Genomic DNA, 16,796 nt, shown 5'->3' with positions numbered 1-16,796 from the left:
GTGGGCGATGCTCAGGTGTGCGCCCGGCGGGTGCGGGTGCGCGGCGGGGAGGGGTGGGGCTCCGGCAGAATACCCGCATGGCACCTGATCGTCCGCCCGGCAGCGTCCTTGAAGCCGTGCTGGAAAGGGTGACATATGCGAATGAGGAAACGGGCTACACCATCGCGCGGGTGGTGACCGAGCGGTCGGGCAGTGAGTTGCTGACCGTGGTGGGGCCGCTGCTGGGGGCGCAGGTCGGGGAGTCGCTGCGCCTGACCGGGCGGTGGACATCGCATCCGCGCTACGGCAAGCAGTTCGAGGTCTGGTCCTACAGTACGGTCCTGCCGGCCACGATCCAGGGGATCCAGCGGTATCTGGGGTCCGGGCTGATCAAGGGGATCGGGCCCAAGATGGCCGAGCGGATCGTCGGGCACTTCGGCACCGGCACGCTGGACGTGATCGAGAACGAGCCGGAGCGGCTGGTCGAGGTGCCGGGGCTCGGGCCCAAGCGGACCAAGATGATCGGCGCCGCCTGGGAGGAGCAGAAGGTCATCAAGGAAGTGATGATCTTCCTGCAGGGAGTCGGGGTCTCCACCTCGATCGCCGTCCGCATCTTCAAGCAATATGGCGATAAATCGGTGGAAGTGGTGAAGAGTCAGCCGTATCGGTTGGCGGATGATGTGTGGGGCATTGGGTTCAAGACTGCCGACACCATCGCGCAGGCGGTCGGCATCCCCCATGACAGCCCGGAACGCGTCAAGGCGGGCCTGCGCTACACCCTGTCCCAGGCCGCCGACGACGGGCACTGTTACCTGCCCGCCCCCAACCTCGTCGGCGACGCCGTCAAGATCCTCGATGTGCCCGCCGAGCTGGTCGCCGCCTGCCTGGAGGAGTCGGTGGCCGCCGAGGAGGTGGTGCGCGAGGAGATCCCGGCCGGCGACAACACCGTCCCGGCGATCTACCTGGTGCCCTTCCACCGCGCCGAGCTGTCCCTGGCCGGCGGCCTGACCTCGCTGCTGCGGGGCGGCCACGACCGGCTCAAGACCTTCGCCGACGTCGATTGGGAACGCGCCGAGCAGTGGCTGCACGGCCAGACCGGCGCGGAGCTGGCCGCCGAGCAACGTCAGGCGGTACGGCTGGCGCTGACGGAGAAGGTCGCGGTGCTGACCGGCGGCCCCGGCTGCGGCAAGAGCTTCACCGTGCGCTCCATCGTGCTGCTGGCTCGGGCCAAGCGCGCCCGCGTCATCCTGGCCGCCCCGACCGGCCGCGCCGCCAAGCGCCTGGCCGAACTGACCGGCCACGAGGCCACCACCGTCCACCGGCTGCTGCAGCTGCGTCCGGGCGGCGAGGCCACCTATGACCGCGACAACCCGCTCGACGCGGACCTGGTGGTGGTCGACGAGGCCTCGATGCTGGACCTGCTGCTGGCCAACAAGCTCGTCAAGGCGATCGCGCCGGGCGCGCACCTGCTGTTCGTCGGCGACGTGGACCAGTTGCCCTCGGTCGGCGCGGGCGAGGTGCTCAAGGACCTGCTCGCCGCCGAGGACATCCCGCGCGTACGGCTGACGCAGATCTTCCGCCAGGCCGCCGAGTCCGGCGTGGTCGTCAACGCCCACCGGGTCAACTCCGGCCGGCACCCGGTCCTGGAGGGCATGAAGGACTTCTTCCTGTTCCCCTGCGAGGAGCCCGAGGAGATCGCCCAGCTCACCGTGGACGTGGTGGCCCGGCGCATCCCGCGCAAGTTCGGCCTCAACCCGCGCCGCGACGTGCAGGTCCTGGCGCCCATGCACCGCGGCGCCGCCGGCGCGGGCGCGCTCAACATCGCCCTGCAGGAGGCGCTGACGCCCTCGCGCGAGGACCTGCCCGAACGCCGTTACGGCGGCCGGGTCTTCCGCGTCGGCGACAAGGTCACCCAGTTGCGCAACAACTACGACAAGGGCGCCGCGGGGGTGTTCAACGGCACGGTCGGCATCGTGGAGGCGATCTCGCCGGATGAGCATCAGCTGAGCGTGCTCACCGACGAGGACGAGAGCGTCGACTACTCCTTCGACGAGCTGGACGAGCTCGCCCACGCCTACGCGGTCTCCATCCACCGCTCGCAGGGCAGCGAGTACCCGTGCGTGGTGGTGCCGCTGGCGACCAGCGCGTGGATGATGTTGCAGCGCAACCTGCTCTACACCGCCATCACCCGGGCCAAGAAGCTCGTGGTCATCGTGGGCTCACGCCGGGCGCTGGCCCAGGCGGTGCGTACCCGCGGGGCGGGCCGGCGCCACACCGGGCTCACCCATCGGCTGTCACCAGCCGCCGGCCCAGACGCTGGGCGGGCGCTTCCACCCAGCGCCAGGTGAGCGCGCTGAGCGCGAACGTGGCCGGCACCGCCCACAGCGCCGGCATCACCCGCAGCAGCAGCGGGTGCAGCAGGTAGACCGAGTAGCTGACCAGTCCAAGCCAGCTCAGCACGTACGGCACGCCCCGCCCGCGCAGCGCCATCCCGGCCAGGAAGATCGCCCAGGCGGCCACGAAGGCGGTCTTGAGGTTGGTGCCCGGCGACAACAGCACCCCTGTGACCGGTACGGCCAGCACGATGCACGCCCGAGCCCAGGTGATCTGCCCCTGCTCGGCGCGGTACAGGGCGGTTCCGGAGAACATCGTGGCCACGACGATGAGGCTCTGCCAGGCGGGCAACCGGCCGTTGAAGGCCAGCAGGGCGGTGACCGCGACGAGGAGGACGGCCGCGCCGGCCTGCCGTACCGGACCATCGCCGCCCAGGACGGCGGCCAGGCCCGCGGCGATGACGGCCAGCGCGAGCAGGGAGGCGCCCGTGAGGGCGCCGGTGGGCAGCAGCGCGGCGCCGGCCAGCGCGACGGCGGCCAGCCCCAGCGCGATCTCGGCGCTGCGGCGGTGCGCGCCGAGCGTGAACAGGGCGGTGACCAGCAGGTAGAAGGCCATCTCGTAGGAGAGCGTCCAGAGCACGCTGACCGCGCTCGGGGTGCCGAGCAGGTCCTGCAGCATGCTGAGGTGGGCCAGCGGGGAGCCGGTGACGGGCAGAAGGAGCAGGGCGCCGGCCATGCACAGCGCCCACAGCGGGTAGAGGCGGAAGGCACGGCCGATCCAGAACGCGCGCACCTCACCGCGGCGTTCCAGCGAGGCGGGCACGATGTAGCCGCTGGCCAGGAAGAACACCATGACGCCGCACCAGCCGGCGGCGAACCAGGCGCCGCTGACGGCGTGCACGGAGGGCGACAGGCCGGCGACGGCGTGTTCGTAGACCACCAGGACGGCGGCCAGCCCGCGCAGCGCGTCGAGCCAGGCGAGCCGTTTGCCAATCCTTTGCGGTCCGGGGGAGAGCATCCGGCCAGGGTACGTCGTACCAGCGGGCTTGACCTGTTCTTGACCTGCGCTTGACGTCACTGAGTGATCGAAATGTGACCGAACTCTCCCGAATGAATCTGCGTCATACATGCAGGAGCATTAAGGTTTTGAGAGTTGTTTTAGGTAAATGGGGGAGAGGTCCGTTGTGAGTACTGTGCCCGGTTGGAGGAGACCCGCGGCGGGCGTGGCGCTGCTGGCAGCCGCCGCGTTGACGGTGTCGTGTTCGGGGGGCGCTCCGGCCGGCCCGGGACAGGAGGGCAAGCCCGGTCAGGCGGCGACGACGCCGCAGGCGCCGGTCATCAAGATCACGCCCGAGCAGGGCAGCGCCAAGGTGAGCCCGGACAAGAAGGTCGTCGTCGAAGCGGCCGGCGGCGTGCTGGACGAGGTCGTGGTGCAGGCCGGGACCGAGCAGGTCGAGGGCAAGTTCAGCGCCGACAAGACGCGCTGGGTGTCCAAGAGCCCGCTCAAGCCGTCCACCGACTACAACGTCACCGCCAAGTCGGGGGTCACGCAGGCCGCCAGCGCGTTCAAGACGCTGAAGCCGGAGCGGGTGTTCAAGGTCGTGGACGTCACGCCCAACGCCAAGGGCGAGAAGATCGGCGTGGGGGCGCCGATCATGGTCCGCTTCGACCAGCCGATCAAGGACAAGGCGAGCGTCGAGGCCGCGCTGAAGGTCGAGGCGGAAAAGCCCGTCGAGGGCGCCTGGCGCTGGATCGACGACACCTACGTGATCTACCGCACCGCCAAGTACTGGCCGGCGCACCAGAAGATCACGTTCCACGCCGACATCGAGGGCATCAAGGGCGGCAAGGGCCTGTACGGCGGCAAGGACCACGAGACCACGCTGCGGATCGGCGCCAAGCAGATCAGCAAGATCGACACCCGCAAGAAGATGATGTACGTCTACGTCGACGGCAAGCGCAAGCAGACCATGCGCATCAGCGCCGGCATGGCCACCACCCGCGAGTACACGACCACCTCGGGCATCCATCTGACGATGGAGCGTGGCAATCCGGTGCGCATGATCTCCCCCGGCCGCAAGAAGGGCGACCCGGGCTACTACGACGTGATGATCAACCACGCGGTGCGCATCTCCAACTCCGGCGAGTACGTCCACGCCAAGAACAACGTCTGGGCGCAGGGCGTGCGCAACGTCAGCCACGGCTGCATCAACTCCCGGCCCGACCAGGCCAGGTGGTTCCACGACAAGATGCAGCGCGGTGACGTCGTCGACATCGTCGGCACCAACCGCCAGCTGGAGTGGAACAACGGCTGGGGCTACTGGCAGATGTCGTTCAAGCAGTGGAAGAAGGGCAGCGCCCTGCACGGCAAGGCGTGATCGCCGCCATACCCGCAGCGGTGCCGTAGGCGCCACCGGGCGTTCACGCGGCGTTCACGGCCGATGCCTACGCTCCGGTGAGATGAGAGGCAAGATCGTCCTGCTCGCCGCGGCGCTGACGATGGCCGGATGCGGGACGCAGACGGGCGGCCCGGCGTCGATCCTGGACAAGGACGAGCTGGTCGTCGCGGTGAAACCGGACCAGCCCGGCCTCGGGTTCAAGACGGCGGGCGGCAGGTTCGAGGGGTTCGACGTGGATGTGGCCTCCTACGTGGCGGCCCATCTGGGGAAGAAGGTCACCTTCGTCCCGACCACCTCCGAGGGGCGCGAGGACAAGCTGAACTCCGGCGAGGTGGACATGGTGATCGCCACCTTCTCCATCAGCCCGCAGCGCAAGGCCGAGGTGACCTTCGCCGGGCCGTACTACGTCTCCCACCAGGACATCCTCGTGCGCGCGCGGACCACGGACATCCGCGGGGTGCGTGACCTGCGCGGGCGCAGGCTGTGCCAGGCCAAGGGGTCGATCTCGGCCTCGCGCATCGTCGAGGGGCGCCGGGTGACGGCCGACCTCGTCCCGGCCGCCACCTACAGCGCGTGCGTGGAGATGCTGCGCGCGGGCCGGGTGGACGCCGTCTCCACCGGGGACCTGATCCTCGCGGGCTTCGCCGCCGCCGACAAGGGCGCGTTCGCCATCGTGAACGCGCCCTTCACCGAGGAGCGCTACGGCATCGCGCTGCCGCGCGGCGACGTGGCCGGGTGCGAGGAGGTCAACCGGGCCCTGACCGCCATGTACCAGAGCGGCGCGGCGGCCACGCTCCTGCGGGCGCGCTTCGGTTCGACGGGCCTGCGGCTGACCACCTCGGTGCCGCAGTTCGAAGGGTGCGAGTGAGTCTCAGGCGACCTCGCGGCGCAGGACCATGCCCGGCCAGGCGCCCACGCTGATCGGCTTCTCCCGGGTGAAGCCCCAGCGCTCGTAGTAGGCGATCAACCGGCCGTCGTCACCGGCGTAGCAGTCCACGCGCAGCAGTTTCACCTGCCGCTCGCGGGCCTCACGCAGCGACCGGTCCAGCAGCGCCCGGCCCACCCCGTGACCGGAGAAGCGCCGGTCGATCACCAAGGCCTGCACGTACAGCTCCGGTTCGGGAGCCGCGTCCACGTACGGGTTGGCCGCGCCGACCACCACGCACCCGGCCGGCTCGCCCTCCACCTCCGCGATCCGCATCCCCTCGCCCTCGGCCCACCCGCGCACCTGCTCGTGGCGCAGGGGGTTGGCGCTGAACGGCTCGCTGCCCCATTGGCCGGCACGCCCCTGGGCCACCAGCCAGGCCACCGCGCTGTCGAACATCCCGAGTACCGCCGCCACGTCCCGTGGCCCGCCTGTCCTGATCTTCATGGACGTCAGCGTATATTTCCTAGAAATCAGGTAGGAAATATTGCCATTACGGGCGGGCCCGCCTATCGTGAAGATCGTGAGTCCAGGCCTGACCCGTCGCGCGCACATCGACTACTGCCGCGTCGCCAGCGCACAGTGTCGCCGGTCCTAGCGCCGGACCCGATCCGCCGCATGCCGTAACCCGTCTGTCTGCTCTTCCGTCGAAGGACGCTTCCGCATGCCCGCACATCCCCGCCCTCTGCTGGCCGTACTCCTCGTCTCCGTGCTACTGGCCGCCTGCGGCCAGGCGGACGGCAGCACCCAGCAGGCCCTCGCCCCCGACGCGCCGCTGCCCACCACCGTGCCCCAGGGAACCAAGCTGATCATCGGCGACCCGTCGACCAAGATCGCGCTGGAGTTGTCCGGCGAGATCGGCACGTTCTCCTTCCCGATCGAATGGGCCAACCTCAGCGGCGGCCCGCAGACCTCCGAGGCCTTCCGCGCCGACGCCCTCGACGTGGGCGCGGTCGCCGAGATCCCGGCCATCCACGCCACCTGGACCGGGCTCCCCGTGAAGATCATCGCCTCGCGGTTCAGGAAGGACCCGCTCGCCCACCCCACCTACGAGCTCGGCATCGCCCCCGGCGTACCCGTCAAGACCCTGGCGGACCTGCGCGGCAAGAAGATCGCCTACAGCCCCGGCCAGGCCCAGGGCGCGCTGGTGCTCAAGGTGCTGAAGAAGGCCGGCCTCACCAAAAAGGACGTCACCCTCGTCGAGTTGCCCAGCACCGGCGACGTCTACCCCAACGCCCTGGCCGGCAAGCAGGTCGACGTCGCGCCCATCGGCGGCGTCAACATCAAGCGCTACACGGCCAAGTTCGGCAAGGACGGCGCCACCACCCTCCGCCACGAGCTGCGCGACGACCCCAGCCACCTGTACGTGCGCACCGAAACCCTGAAAGACCCGGCCAAGGCGGCGGCGCTGCGCGAGTACGTCGCGGCCTGGATCCGCGCCTCCCGCTGGGTCTACGAGCACCCCGAGGAGTGGATCGCCGGCTACTACGTCAAGGACCAGGGACTCACCCCGGAAGACGGCCGGTACCTGGTCGACCTGGCCGGCGAACCCGACCTGCCCACCGACTGGAGCCAGGCCGTCGCCCGCCACCAGGAGACCATCGACATCCTGGCCGCCGAGACCGGCAACCGGCCGCTGAAGGCCGCCGACCTCTACGACCTGCGCTTCCAGACCGTCAGGGACGGTGCCTGATGCTCCTCGCCACCCCGCCCGACACCCTCGTCCAGGCCCGCGCCCGCCGCAGCCTGCGCCCCGGCCGCCCCCTGCGCCTCGGCTTCCTGTACGGCCCGCTCCTGCTGGTGGCCGCCTGGGCGGCCGGCTCGGCCACCGGCCTGCTCGACCCCCGCTTCCTGTCGGCCCCCTGGACCGTCGTGACCACCACCGGCGAGCTCATCGCCAGCGGCCGGCTGCAGGACAACCTCCTGTCCTCCGTCCAGCGGGTCGGGCTCGGCCTGGCCTTCGGCATCCCCGCCGGCACCCTGCTCGCCCTCGCCTCCGGCCTGAGCCGCTGGGGCGAGGCCCTCATCGACGGGCCCGTCCAGATCAAACGCGCCGTACCCGCGCTGGCCCTGATGCCGCTGCTCATCCTGTGGCTCGGCATCGGCGAAGGCATGAAGATCACCGTCATCGCGCTCGGCGTCGTCGTCCCCATCTACATCCACACCCACAACGGGCTGCGCGGCATCGACGCCCGCTACGTCGAGCTGGCCGAGACCGTGGAGCTCGGCCGGACCGCGTTCATCCGCAAAGTCGTGCTGCCCGGCGCGCTGCCCGGCTTCCTGCTCGGCATGCGCTTCGCGGTCACCACCGCCTGGCTGTTCCTCGTGGTCGCCGAGCTGATCAACTCCACCGGCGGCATCGGCTACATGATGGACCTGGCCCGCACCTACGGCCAGACCGACGTGATCCTCGTCGGCATCGTCCTGTACGGGCTGCTCGGCCTGTTCTCCGACGCCGCCGTGCGCCTGGTGGAAAGGAGGGCGCTGTCATGGCGACGGACACTGGCCGGCTGACGGCGGCAGCCGTACGCATCGAGGGGCTGACCCGCTCCTACGGCGAGCGCGTCATCCTGGACGCCCTCGACCTGGAGATCCCCGCAGGGCAGTTCGTCGCGCTGCTCGGCCAGAGCGGCTCGGGCAAGAGCACGCTGCTGCGCGCCCTGGCCGGGCTCGACTACGACGTGGCAGGCACCGGCCGCGTGCAGGTGCCCGAGCAGGTCTCGGTCGTCTTCCAGGACGCCCGCCTGCTGCCCTGGCAGCGGGTGCTGGACAACGTGATCCTGGGCCTGGACGGGGCCGAGGCCAAGGGCCGCGCCGGCCTTGCGGAGGTCGGGCTCGGCGGGCGCGAGCGCGCCTGGCCCAACGAGCTGTCCGGCGGCGAGCAGCAGCGGGTCGCGCTGGCCCGCTCGCTGGTGCGCGAGCCGCGCCTGCTGCTGGCCGACGAGCCGTTCGGCGCGCTGGACGCGCTGACCCGGCTGAAGATGCACGCGCTGCTGCGCCGCCTGTACGAGCAGCACCGCCCGGCCGTCCTGCTGGTGACCCACGACGTGGACGAGGCCATCGCCCTGGCCGACCGGATCCTGGTGCTCACCCGCGGCCGGATCGCCGCCGAGCAGCGCCTGGACGGCTCCAGGAGCCACAGCGAGATCAGGTCCGAGCTGCTGCGCGCGCTCGGCGTGAGGGGACAGGCCCGATGAGACAGCTCAACCTGAACCTGTTCGTCTACCCGGGCGGCCACCACGAGGCCGCCTGGCGCCACCGCGAGGCCAGGCCGGAGCGGGTCCTGGACATCACCTACTACCAGGAGCTGGCCCAGCTCGCCGAGCAGGCCAAGATGGACGCCGTCTTCTTCGCCGACGGGCCCTCGCTGCCCGACAACGTGCGCTACGCCAGCCGCTTCCGGCTGGAGCCGTTCACGTGGCTGTCGGCCATCGCGGCGGTGACCGAGCGCATCGGCCTCATCGCCACCGCCTCCACGACCTACCTGGAGCCCTACAACCTGGCCCGGCTGTTCGCCTCGCTGGACCACCTGTCGGGCGGGCGGGCCGGCTGGAACATCGTCACCACCGGCGCCCCGCAGGCCGCCCAGAACTTCGGCCTGGACGAGCATCCGGTGCACGCCGAGCGCTACGCGCGGGCGCACGAGTTCCTGGAGGTGGTCAGCGCGCTGTGGGACAGCTGGGAGGACGACGCGCTGGTCATCGACCCGGCCTCCGGCGTCTTCGCCGACACCGCCAAGATCCACGCGATCGAGCACGCGGGGGAACGGCTGCGCGTACGCGGCCCGCTGAACACCCCGCGCACCCCGCAGGGCCGCCCCGTCTACGTCCAGGCCGGCTCCAGCGAGGACGGCAAGGCCTTCGCCGCCCACCACGCCGAGGCGATCTTCACCGCCCACCAGACGCTGGACAACGCCCGCGACTTCTACGCCGACGTCAAGTCCCGGGTCAAGGCCGCCGGCCGCGACCCCGACCTGGTCAAGGTGCTGCCCGGCATCAGCCCGTTCATCGGCTCCACCGAGGCCGAGGCCCAAGCGCTGGAGCGGGAGTTCAACGAGCTCACCCAGCCCGAGTACTCCCTGCGGCAGCTGCGCCAGTTCCTCGGCATCGACCTCGCGGGCCACGACCTGGACGGGCCGGTGCCGCGCGAGAGGCTGCCCACCCACGAGCAACGCGGCTACGGCAGCCGCTTCGGCGTCGTGCTCGACATCATCGAGCGCGAGAACCCCACCATCCGCGAGCTCCTGCACCGCCTGGCCGGCGCCCGCGGCCACTGGGTGACCGCGGGCACGCCGGAACAGATCGCCGACCGCATCGAGCAGTGGTTCACCGGCGGGGCGGCCGACGGCTTCAACGTCATGCCGCCCTACCTCAACGGCGGTTTCGAGGTCTTCGCCGACCACGTCCTGCCCCTGCTGCGCTCGCGCGGGCTGTTCAGGAGCGAGTACGGCGGCGCCACGCTGCGCGAGCACTACGGCCTGCCCCGCCCGGCCGGCCGGTACGCGCCCGCGCCCTAGCGCCGCAGAGCCGAGCCGTCCGGGTCAGGGGCCGGACGGCTCGGCGCCCGGCGCGGGCGCAGCAGCAGCGCCGTGAGCAGGGCGGCGGCCAGCAAGATCGCCATCGCCAGCCCCAGCGCGGCGACGTACCCGGGCACCGCGGCGGTGTGCGCGGCGGCCACGGTGTTGAGCAGCGCGACCCCGAGCGCCGCGCCCACCTGCTGGGCGGCGTTGTAGGCGGCCGAGGCGGCGCCGACGTCGTGCCCGCGCAGCCCCGCCGTGGCCAGCGCCGCGGTCGGGGGCAGCACGCAGCCGAGCCCGAGCCCGGTGAGCACGAGCGCCGGCAGCAGGTACCCGCCGAGCACGCCCGTGGTGCCCGCCTCCAGCCGGGTCAGCACGAACATCCCGGCGGCGGCCGCCAGCAGGCCCGCCACGATCAGCACCCCGGGCGGCACCCGCCCGTGCAGCCGCCCGGCGATGAGCGAGGCTCCGGCCAGGGCCGCGACCGCGTTGACGATCAGCGCCAGCCCGGCCTGGACGGGCGTGTAGCCGAGCGTGGCCTGGGTGTAGTAGCTCATGAACAGGTAGAAGCCGAACATGGCCACGAACATCAGGGTGATCGCCACGAACGCCCCGGCCCGCGCGCGGTCCAGCAGCACCCGCATCGGCAGCAGCGGTTCGGGCGCCCGCGTCTCCACCACGACGAACGCCGCCAGCAGCACGACCCCGCCCGCCAGCAGCCCGAGCACCTTGGGCGCGCCCCAGCCGAGCGGTTCGGCCTCGTTGAAGGCGTAGACCAGGGCGGCGAAGCCCGCCACGCTCAGCAGCCCGCCCGGCACGTCCATCCGCCCGCGCGCCGCGGGGCGCCGCTCGCGGCCGGTCCCGGCCATGGCCGCCGCGGCCAGCAGCGCGATCGGCACGTTGATGTACAGGCACCAGCGCCAGCTCGTGTACTCCGTCAGCAGCCCGCCGACCACCAGGCCGATCGCCGACCCGGCGGCGCCGACCGCGGCGAAGGCGCCGAAGGCCCGCCCCCGCTCGCGCGGGTCGGTGAACGTGGTCGCCAGCAGCGACAGCCCGGCGGGTGCGAGCAGGGCGGCGAAGACCCCTTGCAGCGCCCGCGCCGCGAACAGCATGGCCGGGCCCGAGGCCGCCCCGCCCAGCGCCGAGGCGGCGGCGAACCCGGCCAGGCCGATGACGAAGGCGCGCCGGTGCCCGAGCGCGCCGCTGACCCGGCCGCCGATCAGCAGCAGCCCGCCGAAGGCCAGCGCGTAGGCGGTGATCGCCCATTGCCGGTTGGCGTCGGTCAGGCCGAGCGCCTGCTGGGCGGTGGGCAGGGCGATGTTGACGATGGTGCCGTCCAGGACGACGAGGAGCTGGGCGGCGCTGACGGCCGCCAGTGTCCGCCGATGTGCGAGATCCATGTCTTCCAGCGTTACGTTGAACGCCTCCCGGAACCCTGGCCCGCCTCCAGCAGGGCCGACAGGCGGCCAACCCTCAACCCGCGGGGGAGACCGCCGTCGTGATCGCGCAGGAATCGGGCACTAGGGTGGGGCGCGTGACGTTGCCGCTTTTCGACCTGCAGATGCGCCGGCAGGCGCGGCCCGACGCCCCGGGCGTCCGGGTGGAGTGGACCGGCTCGGTGGTACGCCAGGTGGGCGGGCCCGAGGACTGGAACGGCATCCTGTGGTCCGACCTGGACGCCGCCGGGGCCGACGCCGTCATCGCCGAGCAGCTCGCCTTCTACGGCGGGCTGGGCCGTACCTTCGAATGGAAGCTCTACAGCCACGACCGCCCCGCAGACCTCGCGCGGCGGCTGGACGCGGCGGGGTTCGTCGCCGATGAGGCCGAGACGCTCATGGTGGGCCGCATCGGCGAGCTGAGCCTGAGTGAGCAGGTGCCGGGCGGGGTGGAGCTGCGGCCGGTGCGGGACGCGGCCGGGGTGGAGCTGATGAGCGCCGTGCACGAGCAGGCTTTCGGCGGGGACTCCTCGCGGGTGCGCCACCAGTTGCTGACCCAGCTGGCCGAGCGGCCGCAGGAGGTCGAGGCGGTGGTGGCGATGGCGGACGGGCAGCCGGTCAGCGCGGCGCGCATGCAGCTGCATCCGGGTACCGACTTCGCCAGCCTGTGGAGCGGCGGCACCGTCGAGAGCTGGCGCGGGCGGGGCCTGTACCGGGCGCTGGTGGCCTACCGCGCCCGGCTGGCGGCCGCGCGCGGGTACCACTTCCTGCAGGTCGACGCGGCGCCGACCAGCCGGCCCATCCTGGCCAGGCTGGGGTTCGCGGCGCTGGCGACGACCACGCCCTACCTCAGTCCGTGAACGCCTTCCTGGCCAGCAGGAAGGCCTGAGGCGCCCGCTCGTCCTCCGGCTCGCGCTCCAGCCGGGCGTGCGTGGGCAGCCCGGCCGCGCGCAGCAGCCGCGCCACCTGCTCGGCGCGGCGGCGGTGGAAGAGCAGGTCGATCGGGTGGCCGAGCGCGTCGCTCAGGTGCAGCGGCTCGTCGCCGACCTGGAAGGCCAGCAGCGCGTACCCGCCGGGCGCCAGGACCCGGTGGAATTCCGCCAGCGCCCGGGGCAGCAGCTCGTCGGGGATGTGGATGGTGGAGTACCAGATCCCACGTCGGCCACCGGTCCCCGGCCGCGCACGAGATCGGCGAAGGCGCCGGCCATGGCGCGGTCGAGGGGCTTGCGGTCCATCTCGTCACGGGCCAGCTCCCCGTACCCGACGGCGATGGCGTCGTAGGAGGTGCGGGTGCGGGTCAGGAAGTCGGCTTCGATCACGGGGGTGCATCCTAGCCCCGCCGTTCACGGCGTGAGCGTGATCGCCCCCGACGGGCACAGGCCCGCCACGCGGCGCGCCGCGGCCTGGCCGGGGCCGGTGGGCAGCGGTTGCAGCAGCTCCACCCGCCCGTCCCGCTCGTCCTGGTCGAAGATCTCCGGCGCGCTCAGGGCACACATCCCGGCCCCCACGCACCGGTCCCGGTCGGCGACGACACGCATCGGCTAGCCCGCCTGCCAGGTGACCGGCAGCGCGTGCAGGCCGTAGATCATCATGTCCGTGCGCAGCGGCACCTCCTCATCCGGTACGGCCGGCCGCAACCCCGGCAGGCGCGCGAACAGCGCTGGCAGCCCGGCCGTCATCTCGACCCGGGCCAGTTGCTGGCCGAGGCACTGGTGGATGCCGTGCCCGAAGGCGACGTGCCCGGAGGTCGAGCGGTCCAGGTCGAGCCGGTCGGGGTCGGGGAAGTGCGCGGGGTCGCGGTTGGCGGCCGGGATGGAGACGGTGACCGTCTGCCCCCGGCGGATGAGCTCGCCGCCGAGCTCGACGTCCTGCAGCGCGGCCCGCGCGGTGGCGGGGATGATGCTGAGGTAGCGCAGCAGTTCCTCCACCGCCGGGCCGGGCGCGCGCATCAGCTTCTCGACGCTTCCGGGCTCGCGCATCAGCGTCCAGGCGCCCAGGGCGAGCATGTTGGCGGTGGTGTCGAAGCCGCCGCCCATGAGCACGAAGGCGATGGTGACGAGCTCTTCGTCGGTGAGTTCGCCGCCGGTGACCAGGCCGCTGAGCAGGTCGTCGGTGGGGTGGGCGCGTTTGGCGGCGATCAGCTCGGCGATGGAGCCGGTGGCGGCGGCGAAGGCGGCGGCCTTGTCCTCGGCGCTGGCGCGGGTGCTGCCGAAGACGGGCATGTGGTGGCGGAAGCGCTCGCGTTCGTCGTCGGGCACGCCGAGCAGTTCGCAGATCACCACGCCGGGGATCGGCTGGGCGAAGTCGGCGACGAGGTCGGCGGGCGGGCCCTTGGCCTGCATGGCGTCCAGGTGGTCGGCCACCACGGCTTCGATGCTGCCGCTCAGCTGCCGCATGCGCCGTACCGTGAACTCGCCGGTGAGCAGGTGACGGTAGCGGGTGTGCTCGGGCGGGTCCATGGCCAGGAACGCGCCGGGCGGGGCCGGCTGCAGCGGGGCGCGGGCGCCCGCGCCGGGCATGGGCGTGTGCACGAGGTCGGCGCGGTGGCTGAAGCGCCGGTCGGCCAGGACGGTGCGGACCAGCTCGTGGCTGGTGACCAGCCAGCCCTCGTGCCCGTCGGGGTAGGTCATCGGGCTGACGGGGCATTCGCCGCGCAGCCGGGCCAGTTCGTCGGGCGGGTCGAAGGGGCGGCCCGCCGGGGGTTGCAGAGGCATCATGCCTCCAGATAACACCACTCGAAGTAAAGTTACAACCGATGTAAATATACTGATGGTGTAAGGTTTGCGTATGGAGGAGACGCGCCGCGCGCGCAAGAAGCGGCAGACCAGGGAGCTCATCGCCGAGGCGGCCTTCCGGCTGTTCGCCGAGCGGGGTTTCGAGCAGACCACGGTCGCCCAGATCGCCGCCGCGGCCGACGTGGCCACCAAGACGTTCTTCAACCACTTCCCGAGCAAGGAGGACGTGGTCTTCTTCGCCGCCGGCGACTACTACGAGGTGACGCTGGAGGTGCTGGCCGGCCGCCGCCCCGACGAGTCCATCGCCGACCTGCTGCTGCGCACCTACGAGGAGGTCGTGGCCCGGTTCCTCGACCACGGCCCGCTCAGCGACGAGCCGGGGTGGGCCGCGCCCTACCGCACACTGGTCATGACCGTGCCCTCCGTGCAGGCCAGGGCGCTGATGGTGCTGCTCGACCTGCAGCGCAAGATCGCGGCCGCGTTCGCCGAGACCTTCCCCGAGGAGATCGACGAGGTCACCGCGGCGGCCGCGATAGGCGCTCTCATGGGCGCGCTGCAGGCCGCCTCGCTGGTCAGCCACGAGCTCGGCCACTCGGAACCGGAGCGGCGCAAGGCCGGCGCCGGGGCGGCCGAGCTGGCGATGCGCGGCCTGCGTTCGCTGTAGGTCACATCGCGCGCCGCAGGGCCTTGTCGCGGCGCGCGGCCACGCTCGAACCGGACTCCTTGCGCGCCATCCTGCGCAGCACCACCGGAGCCAGCAGCAGGCCGAGCACCGCCCAGGCGGCCAGCACGCCGGTCGTCTCCAGGTGCCGCCAGGACTGGCCGATCTCGACCATGACCGCCGCGTCCGGCAGCAGCGCCGAACGCATTCCCAGGCCCAGCCAGTAGAAGGGGAAGGCCTGGGCGATCCACTGCACCCACTCCGGCAGCGCGGTGATGGGGTAGAAGATGCCGGAGATCGCGATCATGCCGAGGATCGGCAGCTGCAGCAGTCCCTGGCCGCGGGCGCTGGGGAAGACCGAGCCCAGCACCGCGCCGATCGGCAGCGTGGCCACCATGCCCAGCGCCAGCACCCACAGCAGCGCCGGCCAGGAGGCCGCGCCGGGGTCCAGGCCCTTGACGATCAGCAGGCCGGGCACGAGGAAGATCGCCAGGTCGGCCAGCAGGCCGCCGGAGACCGACACGACCTTGCCCACCAGGTAGCTCTGGATGCCGTGCGGGGTGGCCTTGGCGCGCAGCAGCGTGCCGTCCTCGCGTTCGTAGGTGAGCTGCTGGCTGAGGCTGACCAGGCCGAGCGCGGCGTTCATGCCCAGGACGCTCGGCAGGGCGAGGGTGCCCAGCAGCAGCCCGGAGGCGCCGAAGGAGCTCTCGCGCAGGAAGTACATGACGACGAGCATCAGCACCGGCCACAGCAGGTGGCTGAACAGGTCGGGCCCGTTGGTGAAGGACTGGCGCAGCTCGATCACGCCGCGCCGCCACCCGGCGCGCAGGACCACGGCGTTCATCGGTTCTCCTGTTCGGCGTGGCGTACCAGCGCGAGGTAGGTCTGCTCCAGGGAGGCGCGCTGCACCTCCAGTTCCTGTACGGCGGCGCCGTGGCGGGCGAACAACTCGCGCGCGAAGCCGGTGGAGTCGGCGGTCGTGTGCGTGTGGCGGCGGCCTTCGTGCACCCAGCGGACCTCGTCCTGGCCGGCGATGCGGCGGGCCAGTTCGGCGGCGCTGCCGTCGGCGATGACGCGGCCGCCGTCCAGGATGACGATGCGGTCGGCGAGTTTCTCGGCCTCGGCCAGGTCGTGGGTGGTCAGCAGGATCGTGGTGTGCTGGTCGCCGGCCAGGCCGCGCACGAGTTCGTGGAAGTCGTGGCGGGCGGCGGGGTCGAAGGCGGCGGTGGGCTCGTCCAGGAACAGCAGCTCGGGCCGGCCGACGATGCCGATGGCCACGTCGAGCCTGCGGCGCTGGCCGCCGGAGAGCGTTTTGATCTTATTGCCGGCGTGCGGGGTGAGGCCGACCGCCGCGATGAGCTCGTCGGGGTCCCAGGGGCGGGTGTAGGCGGTGTAGTGGGTGGCGAGGTGGGCCAGCAGTTCGCGGACGCGCCATTTGCCGTGGTCGCGCCAGGACTGCAGGACCACGCCGACGCGGGCGCGCCAGCGTTCGCCGCCGTCGGCGGGGTCGGCGCCGAGGACCTGGACGCGGCCGGCCGAGCGGCTGCGGAAGCCTTCGAGGATCTCGATGGTGGTGGTCTTGCCGGCGCCGTTGGGGCCGAGCAGGGCCAGGACCTCGCCGTGGCGGGCCTGGAAGGTGACATCGTGCAGGACGTCGGTGCTGCCGTAGCGCATGCGCAGGCCGTCGACGTCCAGCACGTTGGTGCCGGAGGGCATGGCGGAATTCTCCCTGTGAGGTGAGTGAGTGCTTACTAACCCATGGCGGCAGGACCGTTCCGCGGTGATGCGGCGAAACGGGAGGCGGGCCGC

The 16,796-nt window shown here is 71.9% G+C and carries 17 protein-coding genes; 9 read left to right on the top strand and 8 right to left on the bottom strand.

Going from position 1 to position 16,796, the window contains the following annotated elements; genetic code table 11:
- Window positions 1–77 precede the first annotated feature (77 nt).
- The gene (locus ACFWYW_RS51340; RefSeq protein WP_379622871.1) at window positions 78–2,327 is read left to right on the top strand and encodes an ATP-dependent RecD-like DNA helicase; all 2,250 of its coding nucleotides are present in this window, start codon (window positions 78–80) and stop codon (window positions 2,325–2,327) included.
- Here ACFWYW_RS51340 and ACFWYW_RS51335 read toward each other — a convergent pair.
- Window positions 2,260–3,330 carry an acyltransferase family protein gene (locus ACFWYW_RS51335; protein WP_379622873.1) on the bottom strand — a complete coding sequence of 357 codons (1,071 nt, stop codon included), beginning with the start codon at window positions 3,328–3,330 and terminating at the stop codon, window positions 2,260–2,262. The two genes, ACFWYW_RS51340 and ACFWYW_RS51335, sit on opposite strands and share 68 nt — an antisense overlap.
- Before the next feature lie 205 nt (window positions 3,331–3,535).
- On the opposite strand from ACFWYW_RS51335, the gene ACFWYW_RS51330 reads away from it, so the two are divergent.
- Together ACFWYW_RS51330 and ACFWYW_RS51325 are read left to right on the top strand one after the other, a co-directional pair.
- On the top strand, window positions 3,536–4,690 hold the full coding sequence (locus ACFWYW_RS51330) for an Ig-like domain-containing protein (protein WP_379622875.1): 1,155 nt from the start codon (window positions 3,536–3,538) through the stop codon (window positions 4,688–4,690).
- A gap of 82 nt (window positions 4,691–4,772) precedes the next feature.
- Complete coding sequence (locus ACFWYW_RS51325) at window positions 4,773–5,579, top strand: glutamate ABC transporter substrate-binding protein (protein WP_379622877.1); 807 nt, start codon at window positions 4,773–4,775, stop codon at window positions 5,577–5,579.
- Window positions 5,580–5,582: 3 nt separating this feature from the next.
- Here ACFWYW_RS51325 and ACFWYW_RS51320 read toward each other — a convergent pair whose 3' ends face one another.
- Window positions 5,583–6,083, bottom strand: coding sequence for a GNAT family N-acetyltransferase (locus ACFWYW_RS51320; RefSeq protein ID WP_379622879.1), 501 nt, complete (start codon window positions 6,081–6,083; stop codon window positions 5,583–5,585).
- 217 nt (window positions 6,084–6,300) lie between these two features.
- On the opposite strand from ACFWYW_RS51320, the gene ACFWYW_RS51315 reads away from it, so the two are divergent.
- The 4 genes from ACFWYW_RS51315 to ACFWYW_RS51300 are packed head-to-tail and all read left to right on the top strand — an operon-like array spanning window position 6,301 to window position 10,152.
- On the top strand, window positions 6,301–7,329 hold the full coding sequence (locus ACFWYW_RS51315; protein ID WP_379622881.1) for an ABC transporter substrate-binding protein: 1,029 nt from the start codon (window positions 6,301–6,303) through the stop codon (window positions 7,327–7,329).
- A complete protein-coding gene (locus ACFWYW_RS51310) occupies window positions 7,329–8,150 on the top strand; it encodes an ABC transporter permease (protein WP_379622883.1) in 822 nt (273 codons plus the stop codon). Before ACFWYW_RS51315 ends, ACFWYW_RS51310 begins: the two co-directional genes overlap by 1 nt.
- Window positions 8,126–8,833, top strand: coding sequence for an ABC transporter ATP-binding protein (locus ACFWYW_RS51305; protein ID WP_379622885.1), 708 nt, complete (start codon window positions 8,126–8,128; stop codon window positions 8,831–8,833). Before ACFWYW_RS51310 ends, ACFWYW_RS51305 begins: the two co-directional genes overlap by 25 nt.
- Window positions 8,830–10,152 carry an LLM class flavin-dependent oxidoreductase gene (locus tag ACFWYW_RS51300; RefSeq protein ID WP_379622887.1) on the top strand — a complete coding sequence of 441 codons (1,323 nt, stop codon included), beginning with the start codon at window positions 8,830–8,832 and terminating at the stop codon, window positions 10,150–10,152. Before ACFWYW_RS51305 ends, ACFWYW_RS51300 begins: the two co-directional genes overlap by 4 nt.
- On the opposite strand, the gene ACFWYW_RS51295 is transcribed toward ACFWYW_RS51300, so the two are convergent.
- Complete coding sequence (locus ACFWYW_RS51295; protein ID WP_379622889.1) at window positions 10,149–11,555, bottom strand: MFS transporter; 1,407 nt, start codon at window positions 11,553–11,555, stop codon at window positions 10,149–10,151. The genes ACFWYW_RS51300 and ACFWYW_RS51295 overlap by 4 nt on opposite strands.
- A 134-nt stretch (window positions 11,556–11,689) precedes the next feature.
- Between ACFWYW_RS51295 and ACFWYW_RS51290 the strand changes: the two genes are divergently transcribed.
- Window positions 11,690–12,451: a GNAT family N-acetyltransferase gene (locus ACFWYW_RS51290; RefSeq protein ID WP_379622891.1), complete on the top strand. Its 762-nt coding sequence runs from the start codon at window positions 11,690–11,692 to the stop codon at window positions 12,449–12,451.
- Between the two features lie 162 nt (window positions 12,452–12,613).
- Here ACFWYW_RS51290 and ACFWYW_RS51285 read toward each other — a convergent pair whose 3' ends face one another.
- The 3 genes from ACFWYW_RS51285 to ACFWYW_RS51275 are packed head-to-tail and all read right to left on the bottom strand — an operon-like array spanning window position 12,614 to window position 14,308.
- The gene (locus tag ACFWYW_RS51285; protein ID WP_379622893.1) at window positions 12,614–12,910 is read right to left on the bottom strand and encodes a hypothetical protein; all 297 of its coding nucleotides are present in this window, start codon (window positions 12,908–12,910) and stop codon (window positions 12,614–12,616) included.
- A 24-nt stretch (window positions 12,911–12,934) separates the two neighbouring features.
- A complete protein-coding gene (locus tag ACFWYW_RS51280) occupies window positions 12,935–13,129 on the bottom strand; it encodes a ferredoxin (protein WP_379622895.1) in 195 nt (64 codons plus the stop codon).
- 3 nt (window positions 13,130–13,132) lie between these two features.
- Complete coding sequence (locus tag ACFWYW_RS51275) at window positions 13,133–14,308, bottom strand: cytochrome P450 (protein WP_379622897.1); 1,176 nt, start codon at window positions 14,306–14,308, stop codon at window positions 13,133–13,135.
- 70 nt (window positions 14,309–14,378) lie between these two features.
- On the opposite strand from ACFWYW_RS51275, the gene ACFWYW_RS51270 reads away from it, so the two are divergent.
- Entirely contained in the window at window positions 14,379–14,990 is a 612-nt protein-coding gene (locus ACFWYW_RS51270; RefSeq protein ID WP_379622899.1) for a TetR/AcrR family transcriptional regulator, read from the top strand.
- Window position 14,991: 1 nt separating this feature from the next.
- Here ACFWYW_RS51270 and ACFWYW_RS51265 read toward each other — a convergent pair whose 3' ends face one another.
- Entirely contained in the window at window positions 14,992–15,831 is an 840-nt protein-coding gene (locus tag ACFWYW_RS51265) for an ABC transporter permease (protein WP_379622901.1), read from the bottom strand.
- On the bottom strand, window positions 15,828–16,703 hold the full coding sequence (locus tag ACFWYW_RS51260; RefSeq protein WP_379622903.1) for an ABC transporter ATP-binding protein: 876 nt from the start codon (window positions 16,701–16,703) through the stop codon (window positions 15,828–15,830). The genes ACFWYW_RS51265 and ACFWYW_RS51260 overlap by 4 nt, the downstream gene beginning before the upstream one ends.
- Window positions 16,704–16,796: the final 93 nt, after the last annotated feature.

Source organism: Nonomuraea sp. NPDC059023, assembly GCF_042740095.1.
Classification (GTDB): Bacteria; Actinomycetota; Actinomycetes; order Streptosporangiales; family Streptosporangiaceae; genus Nonomuraea.
The sequence above is the reverse complement of the archived record's forward strand: the minus strand, read 5'-3'. Positions and strand labels throughout refer to the sequence as shown.

Coding starts and splice junctions, on each gene's coding strand:
- ACFWYW_RS51280 (WP_379622895.1), bottom strand. CDS start 13,129: ATGCGTGTCGTCGCCGACCGGGACCGGTGCGTGGGGGCCGGGATGTGT.
- ACFWYW_RS51335 (WP_379622873.1), bottom strand. CDS start 3,330: ATGCTCTCCCCCGGACCGCAAAGGATTGGCAAACGGCTCGCCTGGCTC.
- ACFWYW_RS51315 (WP_379622881.1), top strand. CDS start 6,301: ATGCCCGCACATCCCCGCCCTCTGCTGGCCGTACTCCTCGTCTCCGTG.
- ACFWYW_RS51265 (WP_379622901.1), bottom strand. CDS start 15,831: ATGAACGCCGTGGTCCTGCGCGCCGGGTGGCGGCGCGGCGTGATCGAG.
- ACFWYW_RS51270 (WP_379622899.1), top strand. CDS start 14,379: ATGGAGGAGACGCGCCGCGCGCGCAAGAAGCGGCAGACCAGGGAGCTC.
- ACFWYW_RS51300 (WP_379622887.1), top strand. CDS start 8,830: ATGAGACAGCTCAACCTGAACCTGTTCGTCTACCCGGGCGGCCACCAC.
- ACFWYW_RS51275 (WP_379622897.1), bottom strand. CDS start 14,308: ATGATGCCTCTGCAACCCCCGGCGGGCCGCCCCTTCGACCCGCCCGAC.
- ACFWYW_RS51260 (WP_379622903.1), bottom strand. CDS start 16,703: ATGCCCTCCGGCACCAACGTGCTGGACGTCGACGGCCTGCGCATGCGC.
- ACFWYW_RS51325 (WP_379622877.1), top strand. CDS start 4,773: ATGAGAGGCAAGATCGTCCTGCTCGCCGCGGCGCTGACGATGGCCGGA.
- ACFWYW_RS51295 (WP_379622889.1), bottom strand. CDS start 11,555: ATGGATCTCGCACATCGGCGGACACTGGCGGCCGTCAGCGCCGCCCAG.
- ACFWYW_RS51305 (WP_379622885.1), top strand. CDS start 8,126: ATGGCGACGGACACTGGCCGGCTGACGGCGGCAGCCGTACGCATCGAG.
- ACFWYW_RS51310 (WP_379622883.1), top strand. CDS start 7,329: ATGCTCCTCGCCACCCCGCCCGACACCCTCGTCCAGGCCCGCGCCCGC.
- ACFWYW_RS51340 (WP_379622871.1), top strand. CDS start 78: ATGGCACCTGATCGTCCGCCCGGCAGCGTCCTTGAAGCCGTGCTGGAA.
- ACFWYW_RS51320 (WP_379622879.1), bottom strand. CDS start 6,083: ATGAAGATCAGGACAGGCGGGCCACGGGACGTGGCGGCGGTACTCGGG.